This window comes from Kocuria rhizophila (assembly GCF_003667225.1).
Taxonomy (GTDB): domain Bacteria; phylum Actinomycetota; class Actinomycetes; order Actinomycetales; family Micrococcaceae; genus Kocuria; species Kocuria rhizophila.
Map to the genome: position 1 here is coordinate 1 of NZ_RCOM01000059.1, position 16,508 is coordinate 16,508.

The following is a 16,508-nucleotide window of genomic DNA, read 5'->3' on the forward strand; positions in this document are numbered from 1 at the left end:
CCTGCGGGACGTGGCGGGGTGTGGCAGAAGCCTAACGGGGCCGGGGTGCGGTGGGGCCCCAGAACCCGCTTGAGCGCGGCTGAGCCCCACGTGTGGATCTTCTCGATGGCCTGACGCTTCATGCTGGCCTGGAAATTGGGAAAGTGTTTCGCATAGCGGGATGTGTCAGAGACATTATCCCTACGTTGGCGCGGCAGCAGTTGATTGGTCTCGCGCATGGCGGGGGTTAGGCTTTAGGCGGTTTATTTTTTACAGAGCGCTACGAACAGGGCTGCGTGCCCTTCCGGAGTGGGATGCACCCCGTCTGAGATCAGATCCGGCCGGTTTTCCAGGGCGGGCCATAGATCTAGGACATCACGATTGGTGGTCTCGCCGAACTTCATAAGCTCGTCCCGGTAATTTCGCAGAGCGCCAGGTTCGAGATGAAGTCCGAATTCACGCGCCGCCCGTTGCTCGTCCGTCCAGATGGGCCCAAGGACCACAGGCCGCGCGCCTCGATCCTCGATGTGGGTGCACAAGACGCCCATGATTTCCACCAGGTCATCAGGGGAACGCCGACCGACATTGGCATCCGCGAGGTCATTGATGCCTGCATGCACCAAGACAGTGTCGGCGTGCCGTCGGTCGACTTCGTCAAGTGCCCGGCGAAACGTATCCGCCAAAGTGGCACCGGGGATGGCGAGCTGGAACACCCGATGGTTTGCCTCGTCCGCGCCAATGTGACTTTGAGCCAATAGCGCCGCCCAGCCTCCGGCCAGGTCGGTCCGTCCATAGGCGATACTGTCCCCGATCACGGCGATCCGCTCAGCTGCTTTGAGCGGGTTTGCGGCGACGTACGCCCAGGCGGCGTCTCCATCCCGCAAGCGCACCCGTCTTCTTACATAGGCATCCACCTCGTAGGCATCTGCTTGGGCGAGCTGCTCGGCAGACAGTTTAAGGACGCCACCGCCCACTGCCGCGTCCGCGCGGCGCCGCAATCCCTTGTGAACGGCGGACCCGCTCACCTCGATCACATGCGGGTCGGTGATCACCACGTCGACGACGTCGTGCCCGGCAAGCGTGGCCCGGCGGGAGGGGACGGATGCGCCGAATACGGCCTGTTGTACGGGGTCATCCAAGAGCGTGCCGAACGAGAAAAGCAGATCAGGAGCATCGCGAGCTGTCATAGGCGAAGCATAGATAAGGCAAGGCAATGACGGCGCTTTCTCGTCTCCCTTCGCGGGGGCGTGTAGAGGAGAGGCGCGCCCTTATCAGCCCAGCGCCTCCCGCAGCGCCGGTTCCCGCACCTGGTTCCCGAGCCACGGGCTGAACGCGTACGGCGCGGACTCCACCGCCGCGATCAGGTCCTGCGGCGCGGTCCAGGCGTACTCGGCCACCTCCGACTCCGCGGGCCGCGGGTCGGTGTCCGTGACGGCCACGAACACGGGGCAGAACTCGTTCTCCACCACGCCGGTGGCGTCCGTGGCGCGGTACTGGAACTCGGGGACCACCACGGTGAGGTTGCGGATCTCCAGCCCCAGCTCCTGGCGGGCGCGGCGGGCGATCGCGTCCTCGAAGGACTCGTCCGGTCCCGGGTGCCCGCAGAAGCTGTTGGACCACACGCCGGGCCACGTGCGCTTGCTCAGCGCGCGGCGGGTCACGAGCACCTGACCGTCCGGGTTGAGCACGTGGCACGAGAACGCCAGGTGCAAGGGGGTGGCCTCGGTGTGGACCTCGGACTTCAGGGCGGTCCCGGCCGGCTGGTGCTGCTCGTCCAGGAGCACGACGCGCTCCGGGGTGCTGTTCTCGCTCACGGTCCCGCCTCACGGTGGTGTGTTAGGTTCCTCGCCATGGTATCGGCCGGGTCGGACACGCAGTGAGGCGCCGCGTGACCCCTCCGCTGCCCACCGTTCGCGGGGTGGGCCCCACCCGGGTGCGGATGCCCGGCCCGGGCGCCCCGGACCCCGTTCTCGACTCTCTCCCCGGTCTGCCCGCCACCGCGGTGGCCTACGTCCGGGACCGTTTTCCCGACGACGCCGCCTGGTTCGCCGAGCAGGTGGCCGCCGGTCGCGTGCTCGGGGACGGCGGCGTCGTCGTGACCCCGGAAACGCCCTACGAACCCGGGGTGTCCGTGTGGTTCCACCGCCCGGTGCCGGACGAGGACGCCCCGCCCGTGATGCTGGACGTGCTCCACGAGGACGAGTGGATCGTGGCCGTGGACAAGCCCCACGGGCTGTGCAGCACACCCAAGGGGGAGAACGTACGGCGCTCGGTGGTGGTGGCCGCGCGGTGCCAGTTCGGCAACGACGAGATCTCCGCGCTGCACCGCCTGGACCGCTTCACCGGCGGGGGGCTGCTGCTGTGCAGGCACGCCGAGGACCGCGGTGCGTTCCACAGGCTTTTCCAGGAGCGCACGGTGCGCAAGACGTACTGGGCCGTGGCGGGGGTGAACGACCGTGTGGGGGAAGAGCCCGTGCGCGTGGAGTCCCGGATCCGCAAGATCCAAGGCGTGGTGCAGGCGTTTGAGGAACCCGGGGAGGTCAATGCCGTCACGGACGTGCGGCGCGTGGAGACGTTCACGGACGCGAATGGCACGTGGGGGCTGTACGAGATCGCCCCGCTGACCGGGCGCACCCACCAGATCCGCGTGCACATGACGTCGCTCGGGCTGCCGCTGCGCGGGGACAGGCTCTACCCCGAGCCGCGCGAGGACTTCGACGTGGAGGATCCGGAGAACCCGCTGCAGCTGATCGCCCGCTCCGTCGAGTTCGCCCATCCCCGCACTGGACGTGACGTGCGGATCGACTCGCGTCTGACACCGAGCAGCCACGCGGCCGCGACCGGAGCCTCGGCCGGGGCCGTCACGTAACGATTGCGTAACATGTGACGGGTCGCACCCGAGCATGCCCCGCCGGGGTACCGTGGCCCGCGGGTCTTCCCTCCGTTTCCGGGCCCACGCCGGACATGCCACTCACGGGGCATGAGCGGCACCAGTCGGCGCCTGCCGACGCGAGCTGTCCCCGCAGCGTGCACCGCCCCGCCGCACCCCGCGGCGGGATCCCTGCGCGCCCGAAGACGAAACGACGCCACATGCCTCCTCGCCACCTCGCTGTCCGCACCGGGCAGAGCTCCTTCCAGCGTGCCGTCACGGCGCTCACGGCATCCACCGCGGCGACCGCCGTGGTCCTCGCCGGCGGCCTATTCACCGCACCCGCGGCCAACGCCTCCTCCTCGGACATCGTCTCCGTGTCCTCCGACACCCGGAACGCGGACGCCCAGAAGATGCTCGGGCAGATCAACAGCCACCGGGCCGCCCGCGGTCTCAAGCCCGTGAAGTACTCGCCGTCCCTGTCCGGGATCGCCCAGGGCCAGTCCAACCGGCTGGTGAACCAGGAAGTCATCAGCCACACCAACACGTTCCTCACCGACTCCCGGGCCGCCGGCTACGACGCCGCGGGGGAGATCCACGCGCTGTCCTGGCAGAACAACGTCACGGAGCTCACCACCTGGTGGAAGGGCTCGCCCGCGCACAACAAGGTGCTCACGGATCCTCGCATGGAGGTGGTGGGCATCGGGCTCACCTACGTGGACGGCAGCCTGGGTCGGACGGGGCAGGGCTGGCGGCTGGTCGGCACCGTGGCCTCGTACGGCTACCCCGCCGGCCGGGCACCCGCCGACACCCGCACCAGCGTGACGGGTGGCCCGGTGGCGCCGCAGTCCAAGCCGTCCACGGGCGCGGCCGCCGCCAACTACCCCGTCACGGGCGGCATCCGCGCCCGGTACAACGCCCTGGGCGGTGCGGCTGTGATCGGCACCCCGGTGACGCCCGAGCGCGGCGGACTTCCCGGCGGGGGCGTGTACCAGAGCTTCCGCGCCCCCAACGGCGCACAGTGGAAGATCCTGTGGTCCCCCCGCAGCGGCGCGCACGCCGTGAAGGAGACGGGCGCGATCGGCAAGACCTGGAAGGCCCGCGGCTACGAGCGCGGCCTGGGCTATCCCGTCACGGACGAGTACCGCTCCGGCTCCGAGGTGCGCCAGCGCTTCTCCAACGGCTACACCGTGCACTGGTCCCGCACCACCGGCCGCACCTGGATCGCGCGCTGACCCGTCTCTCCACGACGACGCCGCCCCGCGGACTCCCTGCCTCGGCACGGGTCCGCGGGGCGGCGGTGTGTCAGGTCGCGGCCTGGCAGCGGGGGCACCACGCGATGGTGCGCAGGTGCTGCACCGCGGTGCGTGAGGGGGTGGGGTCCACGGTGAGCAGGGCGTCGTCGATCTCCCCGCGCTTGAGCTGCGTCCCGCAGCGGCGGCACGGCTGACCGTCCTTGCCGTACGCCCAGAACAGGGGGCGGCCCTGCGGCGCCTGGCCCACGGTGGAGCGCATGGAGCGGTCCTTGTTCAGGTGCAGCAGCTTGTGGGCGAGCGTGACGATCTCGCGCAGCTTGCCCTCCGGCAGGGAGTCCACGCGGGCCCACGGGTTGGTGCGCGTCATGAACAGGGTCTCCACGCGGTACACGTTGCCGATCCCCGCGAGGTTGCGCTGGTCCATCAGGGCGGTGCCGATCGCGCGGTCCGGCTGGGCGCTCAACCGTTCCAGCGCCTTCTCCAGATCCCAGTCCGGGCCGAGGATGTCCGGGCCCAGGTAGCCCACGAGCTCCGGCTCCTCCAGCCGGGTGGGCACCAGGCGCACGTCCTTGACGTCGAAGCCCACGGCCTCCACGTCCTTGGTGCGCAGGATCGCGCGGATGGTGTGCGAGCCCTGCCCGATGGCCACGTCCGCGCTGATGCGGGTGCGCGCCTCGGCGGCGGAACGTACGCTGCCGCCTCGGCGGGCCTGTCCGCGCGGGCGGTAGGGGCTCGCCCCGGGTCGGCTCCGTCGCCGGCCGGGGCGCGCGGCGGCGTCGTCCTGCTGCCGGTCGAAGACCCGCCAGGTGCCGTCCATCATGAGGTGCGAGTGCAGGGTGAGGGGCTCGGCGCCGGACTTCAGATCCGCCGCGTCCGGGGCGGCCGAGAGCCGGATGAGGATGTGCTTTCCGCGCGGCACCACCGCCACCACGGTGCGCCCGGCGACGTCCGAGGTGGCGAGGGCGGGCACACGGAAGTCCGAGCTCTCGATCACGGCACCCTCCAGTGCCTCGCGCAGCATCTTGCACTGGCGGTAGACGGAATCACCTTCGGGCACGGGGCCTCCTCGGTTCGCGGTGGGGTGTTCAGCGTATGCCGTGACTGCTCGCGAGTGGCCGAATGGCCATTGTGGACGGTGGCGAACCGTGGTGTCGTGGATGGTTCACCCCCACGTGAGGAGAGTCGAATGTCTACTCGGAAGAGCACTGCACTGGGGCGGGAGAAGACCCGCGCGCTGGCCGTGGGCCTGGGGCTCGTGGCGCTCGCCGGTCTCGTGGTCGCATACTTCGCGGCCACGGACAGCACGTTCTACCTGCGGGTGATCGGTTTCCTGGTCTTCGCAGTGGCGGGTCTTGGCTCAAGCGTGACCTTCATCCGCAGTCGCAAAGCACCCGCCGTCGGCCACGATAACGGCGCATGAGGACTGCTGAGACCGCGCGAAATCCCGAGAGCTGGTCCCCGCCTCCCCTGTGGGCGGCCGGTGTCCGGGCACCTGATGATGGGTGCCCTCAAGGTTCCGGTGATCCTCCTCCTGGGTGGTCTGCGGGGCGGTGTGGCGCTGGGCGCCGCGTACGCCGTGGCCACGGCGGGCGAGGTGATCCTGTCGAAGTCCTGGCTGCCCGGTGACACCCAGGCCGAGTTCGATGAGAAATGGCGTCGGACCAAGCAAATGACGCACGAGACGTTCGACGACGACGTGCAAGACCTCAAACGGCAGGCCGGTCAGAAGGCCCGGGACAGCTACTACAAGCGCAAGGGAAACGAGTGACGCAGGAGCAAGCGGGGTCCATGGTCCACACGTAGGCCTACCTCCGCCTGTGCATGTACGGTCCCGCCTATGGTGACGAGATGATCGATATTGAAGCGCTGAGGCAGTCAGCCCGGCGGCGAGCAGCCGCGCGGCCACGGTCACTATTTGACGGCATGATCCGCGATGAGCACGTGGGCGGCATCGCGACGCGGTCCTACACCCCGCACGAGAAGATGACCGATGCCATCGTCTACTTCTCACACGGTGGATACGGGGTGTTCGGTGATCTCGACCTCCAGGACGCCTACTGTCGTCGTCTCGCAACAGTCTTGCGCCGCCGAGTCGTTGCCGTGGACTACCGCCTCGCGCCCGAGAACTCGTTCTTCGATGCAGTCGACGATCTCGAGAGCTGCATTCGGGGCCAGGCAGGGACCACGGGCGTCATTCTCTGTGGAGATTCGGCCGGGGGTGCCGTGAGCGTCGCTGCAGGGGATCGGATCGGAGCCACGGTTCGGGCTTTGATACTCACCAACCCGAATCTTGACCTCACTCTGCAGTCCTTCGACCGTCAGGCTCCCCAGGGCCCGGACTGGGAACTGTTGCACCGGGCTTTCACCCTCTGGTCACGGCCGCTGCCGCTGCAGGAAGCCCCGGAGTTCCACCGACCGGAGAAATCGCCGCCACCCATTTTTCTTGCTGTCGGAAGCGAGGACTCTCTGGTTCCAGAGGCGCGTCTACTGGCAACTATCTGCGCGAGCCGCGGATGGGACTGCGAACTGAATATCGTGAACGGGCGCGGTCACGGTTTCATGAGTGACCCTGACAGCGCGGACCTCGTGATCAGGCGGGCTGACGCTTTCATCCGCAGGCATCTTGCCGTGTCCTGATCACGCACTCCCGCACAGAACAGGGCGAACCTCCACCGAGGTTGCCGCGCCTCCGCAAGGTGCCCCGTGGAAACAGCCCCGGGCCGTCACCCTCTGCCCCCACCCACCGGCGCCCGCATCCGCACACCCTTCGGGGTCTGGTAGAAACCGCCCGCGAGCAGCCCGTCCCGGACCGCGGTGACCAGCTCCTCCGAGGAGAGCACCGAGTCCCCGTTGACCTTCTCCACCACGAGCGAGTCCACGGCTTTGCGCTGCACCAGGCCGGCCACCGCCTCCGCCGCGAGGTGCAGCAGCGCGGGGTCCGAGACGAACGCCAGCGCCGTCTTCCCACCGCGCTCCAGGTACAGGGTCAGCGCGCCGTCCACGAGTACCACCACGGCACCGGCCTTGCGCCCCGGCCGGTGCTTCGTGCTGGACTCCAGCACTACCGCCTCCGGCCAGTCCAGCGCCGCGCCGTACGGGTTCGCGGGGTCCGTGGCCGCAAGGGCGAGGACCTGGGGCTCGGCCTTGCGGGCGGCGTCGTCGTCCGTGAAGCTGCGCAGCACGTCAACCGTTGCCGGTTGCGTGAACTGGGCGGCCCCGAGGCCCTCGATGAAGTAGCCGCGCCGCGCCCGCCCCGCGTCCTCCAGAGCGCGCAGCACCTTGTAGACGGTTGAGAAACCGCCCGGCACGTCCTCCACCGCCACGGGCCCGCGCGTGAGGATCCCGTAGCGGTCCAGCAGCAGCTCCGCCTGGGCCTGCGCGCGCACGGTGGGGTTCAGAGGCTCGGGGCGCAGCACGGACCACCGGCCCGCCGTCGTGCGCTCCTCGCCACCCCCGGAGGCGCGCACCACGCGCGTGCCGGACGGAGCGGCGTCGTCGGAGGAACCCGCGGGGTCGAAGCCAGCCGGACCGCGCCCCACGGCGCGCAGCCGCGCCGCACCCCGGCGCCCCGCGGAGCGGGAACGCCCCGGCCGCTTGGGCGTCTTGTGCGCGGAGTGCCCGCCGGAGATCAGCGCGCGAACCGGGGCGTACGTGTCGTTGGTGATCAGCCCCGCCCACAGCAGGTTCCACAGGGCGGTGCGCAGCTGGGCCATGTCCACGCTCACGCCCGCGGCCGCGAGGGGCTGGATCAGCTGCCACGCGAAGTACGCGCCACCGCCCTGCAGGACCGTGAGCAGCTCCCGTTCGAGCGTGGAGTCCAGGGCATCCGCTGTGGCGTCCAGCTGGGCGACGGGCGGCAGGGAGAGTTCCGCGGACTCGGCCAGGTGGAACGCCACCCAGCCGTCCTCACCACCCAGGGACCCGGCGCCGGAGAAGACGACTTCACCCGTGGCCATGAGCTCGTCCAGCATGGCGGGCCGGTAGTCCACCACGCGCTGCGCCAGCACGAGCGGCTCCCACGCGGACGCCGGGATCGGCACCCCGGCGAGCTGGTCGATCACGGTCAGCACCCCGTCCAGCCCCCGCAGCTGGTGCCCCTTCACCGCGTGCTGCCACGCGGGCAGGAACGTGGCGTACGCCTGCGGGTCCACCGGCTCCACGTCCGCGCGCAGTGCCGCCAGCGAACGACGCCGCAGGGTCCGCAGCACCTCGATGTCGCACCACTCCGAGTCCGACGCCGCCGGGTCACCGCTCGGCCGGAACGCCCCCTCGCTCACGCGCCGCTGCTTGCCCAGGGACCGCAGCGCGGACTCCACCACGGCGGGGCCCAGGCTCAGGGCCTGTGCGGCCTCGGCCACGCTGAACGGCCCGTGCGTTCGGGCGTACCGGGAAACGAGGTCCCCCACGGGATCCGCCACCGGTTCCAGGAACGCGAGCGGCACCCCCATGGGCAGGGGCTGACCGAGGGCGTCCCGCATCCGGGCTGCGTCCTCCACCGCGCAGTACACCTCGCGCCCACCCACGCGCAGCACGATCGCGCGGTTGGTGTCCACGAGGGTGTCCAGCAGCTCGCGCGCGGCATCGGGGGAGATCGCCCGGTACGCGGGGTCCTCGGCCCGCTCCGTCTCCTCGTCGTCAGGACCGCCCGACGCCGCCGCGTCACCCGGGCCGCCCTCGTCCCCGATCAGGGCGGACACGGCGGTGCTCGCGGCCTCCGGTACCGCGGACGACGCGGCGCCCGAAGCCTCAGCGTCGGCGGCCGGGGCGTCTGGCTCCGCGGCCCCCGCCCCGGGGCCGTTGCTCCCAGCGGAAGCGGACCCCACAGCCGGCGACCCCGCCGGAACGGAACCGTCCCCGCGAAGGCGCAGGGCGGCGTCGTCGGCGGTCATGGGTCCGAGCAGGCGCAGCAGGTCCGCCGCGCCCTCTACCCCGCGCAGGCGGCGGTCCGGGGCCAGGCGCTGCAGCTGCAGGACGGTGGTCTCGATGACCTCGGGGTCCAGCAGCTCGCGTAGCTCGGCACGGCCCAGCAGCTCGTTGAGCAGGGCGGGGTCCAGGGACAGAGCGGCGGCCTTGCGCTCGGCCAGCGGGGAGTCGCCCTCGTATAGGAACTGCGCCACGTACCCGAACAGCAGGGTGCGAGCGAAGGGCGAGGGGGAGTCCGTGGTGGTCTCCACCACCCGCAGCTTCCGCCCGGCCAGGTCCCGCTGCAGCTGGAGCAGGGCGGGGACGTCGTACACGTCCTGGAGGCACTCGCGCACCGTCTCCAGAATGATGGGGAACTGCGGGTACTTCCGGGCCACGTCCAGCAGCTGGGCCGAACGCTGGCGCTGCTGCCACAGGGGCGTGCGCTTGCCGGGATCGGCGCGCGGCAGCAGCAGGGCGCGCGCGGCGTTCTCCCGGAACCGGGACGCGAACAGCGCGGAACCGCCCACCTCCTCGGTGACGATCTGCTCCAGCTCCTCCGGCTCGAAGAGGAACAGCTCCGCCCCGGGTGGCTCCTCGTCCGTGGCGGGCACGCGCAGCACGATGCCGTCGTCCGCGGCCTGAGCGCTAGCATCCAGCCCCCAGCGCTCGTCCAGCCGCGCGCGGACGGCCAGCGCCCACGGACCGTGCACGGGCGTGCCGAACGGGCTGTGCAGCACCACGCGCCAGTCCCCGAGCTCGTCCCGGAAGCGCTCGACCATGAGCGTGCGGTCGTCCGGCACGTGCTCCGTGGCCTCGCGCTGCTCCGCGAGGTACGCCAGCAGGTTGTCCTGGGCCCACTCGTCCAGCCCGGACACCGCCAGGCGCTCGCGGGCCTCGGCGTTCGCGGCACCGGCCAGCTCGCGGGTGAAGCGCCCGACGGCGCGCCCCAGCTCCACGGGCCGCCCCAGCCCGTCCCCGTGCCAGAACGGCAGCTTGCCCGGAACACCCGGCGCCGGGGCCACGACCACCCGGTTGTGGGTGATCTCCTCGATCCGCCAGCTGGAGGCGCCCAGCGCGATGATGTCCCCCACGCGGGACTCGTAGACCATCTCCTCGTCCAGCTCGCCCACGCGCTTGGGGGACTTGGAGTCCTGCTCGCCCACCAGGAACACGGGGAACAGACCGCGGTCCGGGATGGTGCCGCCGCTCGTGGTCGCCAGGCGCAGCGCACCGGGGCGGGCCTGCAGCGTTCCCGTCTCGCGGTCCCACACCAGGCGCGGGCGCAGCTGCGCGAACTCGTCCGAGGGGTACCGCCCGGCAAGCAGGTCCAGCACGGCGTCGTACGCGGAGCGCGGCAGGGAGCGGAACGGGGCGCTGCGGCGCACGGTGTCGTACCAGGCCTCCACGTCCACGTCCTCCGCGGCCACCGCGGAGACCGTCTGCTGGGCCAGGATGTCCAGGGGATTGGCGGGCACCGAGAGCGGCTCCAGGTTCCCGGCGAGCATCTGCTCCGCGATCACCGCGGCGTCCCGCACGTCCCCGCGGTGCTTGGGGTAGATCCGCCCGATCGACACCTCACCCACCTGGTGCCCGGCACGCCCCACGCGCTGCAGGCCGGAGGCCGCCGAGGGCGGGGACTCGATCTGGACCACCAGGTCCACGTGGCCCATGTCGATGCCCAGCTCCAGGGACGAGGTGGCCACCACGCACCGCAGCCGCCCGGTCTTGAGGTCCTCCTCGATCAGGCTGCGCTGGTCCTTGGACACCGAGCCGTGGTGGGCGCGCGCGAGCACCGGGGAAGCCCCCTCGTGCCGGTTGCTCTGCCGGGGGATCGCGGCGGGCTCCCGGTCGCCTGTCGCAGGGCGGGCGACGCCGCCCGGGCCGTCGGGCGCGCCAGTCCCGTCCCCGGGGGCGCCGAACGGCGCTGCGTGGCCGGGGGCTCGCCCGTGACGGCCGGGACCGTCCGAGGGTGCACCGGGGGTGCCCGGCGTGTCGTCCCCCTCGACCGCGAAACCGTTGGGACCTTCGGGCCCGGCGCCCTCCTCCCCGGCCGCGCGCCGCGCGCTCTCCGCGAAGAGGTGGTTCAGCGCGTCCCCCACGGCCACGGGGTCCCCGGAGCGCTCGCCGACCGGGGACTGCTCCGCGGCGTTCTCCATGCGGAACTCGTGGATCTCGTTGAGCCGCGCGGTGAGCTTCTCCGCGAGCCCGCGGGAGTTCGCGAACACGATCGTGGAGCGGTGGGCCTCCACGAGGTCCACGATCCGCTCCTCCACGTGCGGCCAGATGGACGCCGTGGCCTGCCCGGACCCGCCCAGGTCCCCGTCCAGGGTCGGGGAGCCGTCCGATGACGGCGACGCCGCCGCACCGCCCAGCACCGTCATGTCCGGGATGGGAACGGAGACGGTGAGGTCCCAGTCCTTCTCGGACGGCGGGCGCACCACGTCCACGGGCTGCGAGCCGCCCAGGAAACCGGCCACGGTGTCCACGGGTTCCACGGTGGCGGAGAGCCCGATCCGCTGGGCCGGCTCCTCCAGCAGGTCGTCCAGGCGTTCGAGGCTCACCGCGAGGTGCGCGCCGCGCTTGGTCCCGGCCACCGCGTGCACCTCGTCGATGATCACGGTGTTCACGTGGCGCAGGGTCTCCCGTGCCTTGGACGTGAGCATGAGGTACAGGGACTCGGGGGTGGTGATGAGGATGTCCGGCGGGTGGGCCAGCAGCGCCCGGCGGATCGCCTGCGGGGTGTCACCCGAGCGGACCCCCACGGAGATCTCCGGGGGCTCACCCCCGGCGGCCTTCGCGGCCTGCGTGATGCCGATCAGCGGCGCCCGCAGGGTGCGCTCCACGTCCACGCCCAGGGCCTTGAGCGGGGAGATGTAGAGCACCGAGGTGCGGTCCTCGGCAGGGGCGGCCGCGGCGTCGTCGTCCCCGGAGGAGCCCGGGGCGGCGGTGCCGCCCCGCGAGCTCCCGTCAGGGGAACCCGCGGGGGACTTGGCCGCGAGCAGCCGGTCGATGGACCACAGGAACGCCGCGAGGGTCTTGCCGGAACCGGTGGGGGCCACCACGAGAGCGTGGTGGCCCGCCGAGATGGCCTCCCACGCGCCGCGCTGGGCCGCCGTGGGCCCGTGGAAGGCGGCGTCGAACCACTGCGCGGTCGCGGGGGAGAAGAGGTTCAGGACCGAGTCAGGATCCAAAGCCCTTGACCTGGAGCTGGGAGACCTTGGGGTTGCCACAGGCCTGACCCGGGTAGGAGACCACGAGCGACTCGTGGCTGCCCGGCGGGTAGATGCGCAGGCCCGTGACGTCGTGCGGGTTGCACACCTGCCCGATCACGCCGGGATTGGTGATGCTCACGCTGGTGCTCGTGGACGCTCCCGGCTGCAGGGTGACCGGCGCCGTGGGGGCCTCCGTGCGGGAGGCGGGGGCGCCCACGATGGCTCCGCCCGCGTCCACGAAGGAGACCCCCGGGTAGCCGTTGAGGGTGCAGGGCGCGGAGCCCTTGTTGGTCAGGGTGAGGGTCGTGATGGTGTGCCCGGCCGCACCGTTGGAGGGGGCTGCGGTGCCGCTGAGGTTCGACGCGTTGCACACGGCACCCGCGGCCTGCTGGTCCGCCTTCTCCTTGTCGAAGGGGCTCGCGGTGGGCATGCCCACCTCCGGAGCCGACGCCATGCGGGTCTCCGTGGGCTGGGGCTTGGAGGCGTCCTCGGCCTGGGTGGTCTCGGTCGAGGCGGTGGGCGGCGCCGGCGTGGCCGATGCGGAACCGTTCGTCGCGCTCGGGGACGTGGTCGGGCTCGGGGACGCGGACGGGCTCGCCGACGTGCTCGAGCTCGCGGAGCTCGCGTCGCCGGAGGACGGCTCATCGCCGGAGGAACCGCACGCGGACAGCGCCAGCAGGGCGGTCAGGGCAGTGGCGGCGAGCAGCGGACGGGAGTGCCTGTGGGTGCCCCGGGGGTCGGGCGATGAGGTCGTCATGGTGACAGTGTCCTACGTTTCGTCGGCAATGCGGCACACATCACCTCTGCGAGGTGCACCGCGTCGGCCTGCGTGCCCTGGGCGATCTGCGTGCGGCACGAGAAACCGTCCGCCAGCACGATCGCCCCGGGTTCCGCGGCCCGGATCGCGGGGAAGAGGTTGCGCTCGCCGAGTGTCCGCGAGATCTCGTAGTGCCCCGGCTCGAAGCCCCAGTTCCCGGCCAGCCCGCAGCACCCGCCGCCCACCACGGAGGTGTCCACGCCCAGCTTCTCCAGCACGGTGAGCTCTGGGGAGTAGTCCCCCATGGCCTTCTCGTGGCAGTGCACCTGGCACACCGCGCTGCTCGGACCCTGCCGGGTCTCCAGCGGCTCGAACGGCCAGTCCCCGCCGGCCTCCAGGTGGGCCGCCGCGAACTCGCCCAGGGTCCGGGTGAGGCCCTTCACCACGTGGGCCCGGGGGTCATCGGGCAGCAGCTCGGTGATCTCGTGCTGGAGCATCACCGTGCAGGACGGCTCCAGCCCGATCACCGGGTACCCGGCCTCCAGCAGCGGTGCCATCACGTCCAGGGTCTGCCGCAGCACCTTCCGGGTCATGTCCAGCTGACCCGTGGAGTGCCACGTGAGCCCGCAGCACACGTCCCCCATGGGCATCAGCACGCGGTAGCCCATGGCCTCCAGGACCTCCACGGCGGCCTTGCCGGGTCCGTCCGCGGAGTAGGTGGTGAACGTGTCCGGCCACAGCACCACGGACGGGCGCCCGGCGGGATCGGCCCCCGCCATCCCAGTCGCTTGGGCACTGCGGACCGACGACGCCGCACGGCCGCCTCCGCGCGGAGCCGCACCGGCGGCGTCGTTCCCGGCAACGTGGCCCGCGTGCTGGGAGCGCGCGCGGAACCACGCGGTGAACGGGGTGTCGTTGAAGCGGATCATGTCGCGGCGCGGTTCGATGCCGCCGAGCTTCTTGGTGAGTGCCTCTACGGCCGGGATGCGTTCCAGGACGTTGACCGCGCGCAGGGAGCCGGGCACGCGGGCCGCGATCCGCATGAGCCACGGCATCCACCCCATGGTGAGGTGCGCCATGGGCCGGCGGTCCCGGCCGATGAACGAGCGGAGGCCCTGCCGGAAGTGGTGGTGCAGGAACTCGGCCTTGTAGGTGGCCATGTCCACGTTCACGGGGCACTCGGTGGCGCACGCCTTGCAGGACAGGCACAGGTCCAGGGCCTCGTAGGTCTCCTTGGACTTCCAGCCGTCCGTGAGGTGCTCGCCGCGCAGCATCTCCGCGAGTGAGCGCATGCGGCCTCGCGTGGAGTGCACCTCGTCCCCGGTGGCGTGGAAGGAGGGGCACATGGCCCCGGAGTCCGAGCGGCACGCTCCCACCCCCACGCAGCGGTTCACGGCCTGGCCGAACGAGCCGTTGTCGTGGGAGAAGGCGTGCACCGGGGTGAGCTCGAACGTGCGCGCACCCGGTCCGGGGCGGATGCCACGGTCCAGCGGCTCCGGATCCACCAGCACGCCGGAGTTGAACACACCCTCGGGGTCGAAGATCCGCTTGAAGCGCCCGAACGCCGCCAGTGCCTCCGGCGTGTAGATCGTGCTCAGCAGCTCGGAGCGGGCGCGTCCGTCCCCGTGCTCGCCGGAGACCGAGCCGCCGTAGCGGTGCACCAGCTCGGCGGCCCGCTCGATGAACTCCCGGTACCGCGCCACCCCGTGCTCGGAGTTGAAGTCGAAGGAGATGCGGATGTGCACGCAGCCTTCGCCGAAGTGGCCGAACGGGATGCCGCGCAGATCCATCTCCTCCAGCAGGGCGTAGAGGTCCCGCAGGTACTCGCCCAGCCGGGCCGGAGGCACCGCGGAGTCCTCCCACCCGGGCCACGCCTCGCCGCCGTCCGGCAGGCGGGTCACGATGCCCGCTCCGGCCTCACGGATGTGCCACAGGGCCCGGGCCTGCGCAGGGTCGCCGACCACCACCGAGTCCACCACTGTCTCCTCGACCAGCGCGGGGAGTCTCCGGGCGGCGTCGTACGCCTGCTCGGGGGTGTCCCCGGCGACCTCGCAGTACAGCCAGCCGCCCCCGCGCGGGAGCTCGGAACCGGCCTGCTCCTGGCCGGGGCGGGTGCGCAGGGCGGCCAGCAGGTCCGAGCCCATGCCCTCGATGGTGGTGACGCCGGAGACCCGGAGCGCGGGTGCGGCGCTCGCGGCGTCGATCGCGTCCTGGAACCCGAGGACCGCCAGCGCGGTGTGCGCGGGCTTGGCCACGAGCTTGACCGTGAGCTCCGTGATGATCCCGCACGTGCCCTCGGTGCCCGCGAAGGCCTTGGCGGTGTCGAAGCCGTTCTCGCCCAGCAGGTAGTGCAGCCCGTAGCCGGAGACCTGGCGCGGGAACTGGCCCAGCTCGGTGCGCAGCATGGCCAGGTGGTCGTTGCGCAGCCGCTCCAGCTGCGAGGTCAGGGCGGGCTCGGAGGTGCCGCCCGCGTCCAGGGTGACCAGGCGGCCGTCGGCCAGCATGACCGTGACCGAGACCAGGTTCTCCGCACTCGTGCCCCACGCAACCGAGTGGGAGCCGCACGCGTTGTTGGCCACCATCCCGCCCACCGTGCAGCGCGAGTGGGTGGAGGGGTCCGGGCCGTAGGTGAGGCCGAACTCGGAGGCGGCCTCCCGCAGCTGGTCGCAGATGACCCCGGGCTCGATCCGCGCCGTGCAGGCCTGCGGGTCGATCTCCAGGATGCGGCGGAAGTGGCGGGAGGTGTCGATCACCAGGCCCTCGCCGATCGCGTTGCCCGCCACGGACGTGCCGCCGCCGCGGGGGACCACGGACCAGCCGTTCTCCCGCGCGGTGGCGAGCAGCTCGCGGATCTCCGCGACCGAGCTCGGCTCGGCCACCGCGGCGGGGAGCCTGCGGTAGATCGAGGCGTCCGAGACGTACGCCGCGCGCGTGGTCAGATCGTCCCGCAGGACCGTCATGCTGCTCTCTCTTCCTCCGCGCGTGGCCGTGCTCGTCTCAGCGGTGGGCGCTCACCACTCCGGGGCGATCTCGATCTCCGCGCCGTCCAGGTCCTCGGACCACTCCACCTGGCAGGTCAGGCGGGAGTTGTCGTGACGGGTGTCGTCCAGCATCTCCAGGAGGTCTTCCTCCTCCTCGTTGGTGCCGCCCGTCTTCACGAACGTCTCCTGGTCAAGGTACGAGTGGCACGTGGAGCACGAGGCGTTGCCGCCGCACGTGGCCAGGATGGGGAACTTGTTGCGGGTGAGGCACTCCATGAGGGACTCGAAGTCCTTCCACTCCACACCCTCGGTGCGCACACCGTCGCGGTCGGTCACGTTGATCTGGATGCTGCTCACTCGCCTGGACCTCCTGGGGCACTCGCCCCGGCCGAATTGTTCTGGGAACCAGCCGCCATTCTACGAGCGCCCGTCAAACCCCGCGTCATCGCACGACGCCGCCTGGCCGGCTTCCGCACGCGGGTCCCGTGCCGCCCGTGCCACCCGTGCCGCCCGGGGTGCTCGGGGCGCGGCCGGGGGGGTGCATCGCAC

Annotated in this window: 12 protein-coding genes and 1 pseudogene; 5 read left to right on the plus strand and 8 right to left on the minus strand. The window is 71.5% G+C overall.

What is annotated here, in order from left to right; translation table 11 throughout:
* The 3 genes and pseudogenes from D9R02_RS12180 to idi all read right to left on the minus strand — a co-directional run.
* Window positions 1–218, minus strand: a pseudogene (locus D9R02_RS12180) (hypothetical protein); the annotation flags it as partial.
* 24 nt (window positions 219–242) lie between these two features.
* Window positions 243–1,166, minus strand: coding sequence for a GDSL-type esterase/lipase family protein (locus tag D9R02_RS08535; protein WP_121566739.1), 924 nt, complete (start codon window positions 1,164–1,166; stop codon window positions 243–245).
* A gap of 84 nt (window positions 1,167–1,250) precedes the next feature.
* The gene (idi, locus tag D9R02_RS08540) at window positions 1,251–1,793 is read right to left on the minus strand and encodes an isopentenyl-diphosphate Delta-isomerase (protein ID WP_121566740.1); all 543 of its coding nucleotides are present in this window, start codon (window positions 1,791–1,793) and stop codon (window positions 1,251–1,253) included.
* A gap of 74 nt (window positions 1,794–1,867) precedes the next feature.
* Between idi and D9R02_RS08545 the strand changes: the two genes are divergently transcribed.
* Together D9R02_RS08545 and D9R02_RS08550 are read left to right on the plus strand one after the other, a co-directional pair.
* Window positions 1,868–2,848 carry a pseudouridine synthase gene (locus D9R02_RS08545; RefSeq protein WP_121566741.1) on the plus strand — a complete coding sequence of 327 codons (981 nt, stop codon included), beginning with the start codon at window positions 1,868–1,870 and terminating at the stop codon, window positions 2,846–2,848.
* A 221-nt stretch (window positions 2,849–3,069) separates the two neighbouring features.
* Complete coding sequence (locus tag D9R02_RS08550; RefSeq protein ID WP_121566742.1) at window positions 3,070–4,083, plus strand: CAP domain-containing protein; 1,014 nt, start codon at window positions 3,070–3,072, stop codon at window positions 4,081–4,083.
* A gap of 70 nt (window positions 4,084–4,153) precedes the next feature.
* Here the strand turns inward: D9R02_RS08550 and D9R02_RS08555 are convergent, their stop codons facing one another.
* The gene (locus tag D9R02_RS08555) at window positions 4,154–5,161 is read right to left on the minus strand and encodes a DNA-formamidopyrimidine glycosylase family protein (protein ID WP_039101651.1); all 1,008 of its coding nucleotides are present in this window, start codon (window positions 5,159–5,161) and stop codon (window positions 4,154–4,156) included.
* 129 nt (window positions 5,162–5,290) lie between these two features.
* Between D9R02_RS08555 and D9R02_RS08560 the strand changes: the two genes are divergently transcribed.
* The 3 genes from D9R02_RS08560 (at window position 5,291) to D9R02_RS08570 (ending at window position 6,741) form a co-directional block, all read left to right on the plus strand.
* Window positions 5,291–5,524, plus strand: a complete 234-nt coding sequence (locus D9R02_RS08560; protein ID WP_039101652.1) for a hypothetical protein — start codon at window positions 5,291–5,293, stop codon at window positions 5,522–5,524.
* Window positions 5,525–5,584: 60 nt separating this feature from the next.
* Window positions 5,585–5,872, plus strand: a complete 288-nt coding sequence (locus D9R02_RS08565) for a hypothetical protein (RefSeq protein ID WP_052239313.1) — start codon at window positions 5,585–5,587, stop codon at window positions 5,870–5,872.
* Window positions 5,873–5,952: 80 nt separating this feature from the next.
* On the plus strand, window positions 5,953–6,741 hold the full coding sequence (locus tag D9R02_RS08570) for an alpha/beta hydrolase (RefSeq protein ID WP_183085973.1): 789 nt from the start codon (window positions 5,953–5,955) through the stop codon (window positions 6,739–6,741).
* An 86-nt stretch (window positions 6,742–6,827) separates the two neighbouring features.
* Here D9R02_RS08570 and D9R02_RS08575 read toward each other — a convergent pair whose 3' ends face one another.
* From D9R02_RS08575 to D9R02_RS08590, 4 genes are read right to left on the minus strand one after another with little or no spacing between them, the layout of a single operon-like run.
* The gene (locus D9R02_RS08575; protein WP_121566744.1) at window positions 6,828–12,200 is read right to left on the minus strand and encodes an Lhr family ATP-dependent helicase; all 5,373 of its coding nucleotides are present in this window, start codon (window positions 12,198–12,200) and stop codon (window positions 6,828–6,830) included.
* Window positions 12,190–12,978: a DUF4232 domain-containing protein gene (locus D9R02_RS08580; protein ID WP_039101655.1), complete on the minus strand. Its 789-nt coding sequence runs from the start codon at window positions 12,976–12,978 to the stop codon at window positions 12,190–12,192. Before D9R02_RS08580 ends, D9R02_RS08575 begins: the two co-directional genes overlap by 11 nt.
* A complete protein-coding gene (locus D9R02_RS08585; protein ID WP_070636988.1) occupies window positions 12,975–15,938 on the minus strand; it encodes an FAD-binding and (Fe-S)-binding domain-containing protein in 2,964 nt (987 codons plus the stop codon). The genes D9R02_RS08580 and D9R02_RS08585 overlap by 4 nt, the downstream gene beginning before the upstream one ends.
* A gap of 51 nt (window positions 15,939–15,989) precedes the next feature.
* Window positions 15,990–16,316, minus strand: coding sequence for a 2Fe-2S iron-sulfur cluster-binding protein (locus D9R02_RS08590; RefSeq protein WP_019309925.1), 327 nt, complete (start codon window positions 16,314–16,316; stop codon window positions 15,990–15,992).
* Between the last annotated feature and the right edge of the window lie 192 nt (window positions 16,317–16,508).

Excerpts from the sequence above, each read along its gene's own strand:
- D9R02_RS08535 (WP_121566739.1), bottom strand. The coding sequence starts at position 1,166 with ATGACAGCTCGCGATGCTCCTGATCTGCTTTTCTCGTTCGGCACGCTC.
- D9R02_RS08550 (WP_121566742.1), top strand. The coding sequence starts at position 3,070 with ATGCCTCCTCGCCACCTCGCTGTCCGCACCGGGCAGAGCTCCTTCCAG.
- D9R02_RS08560 (WP_039101652.1), top strand. The coding sequence starts at position 5,291 with ATGTCTACTCGGAAGAGCACTGCACTGGGGCGGGAGAAGACCCGCGCG.
- D9R02_RS08570 (WP_183085973.1), top strand. The coding sequence starts at position 5,953 with ATGATCGATATTGAAGCGCTGAGGCAGTCAGCCCGGCGGCGAGCAGCC.
- D9R02_RS08580 (WP_039101655.1), bottom strand. The coding sequence starts at position 12,978 with ATGACGACCTCATCGCCCGACCCCCGGGGCACCCACAGGCACTCCCGT.
- D9R02_RS08585 (WP_070636988.1), bottom strand. The coding sequence starts at position 15,938 with ATGACGGTCCTGCGGGACGATCTGACCACGCGCGCGGCGTACGTCTCG.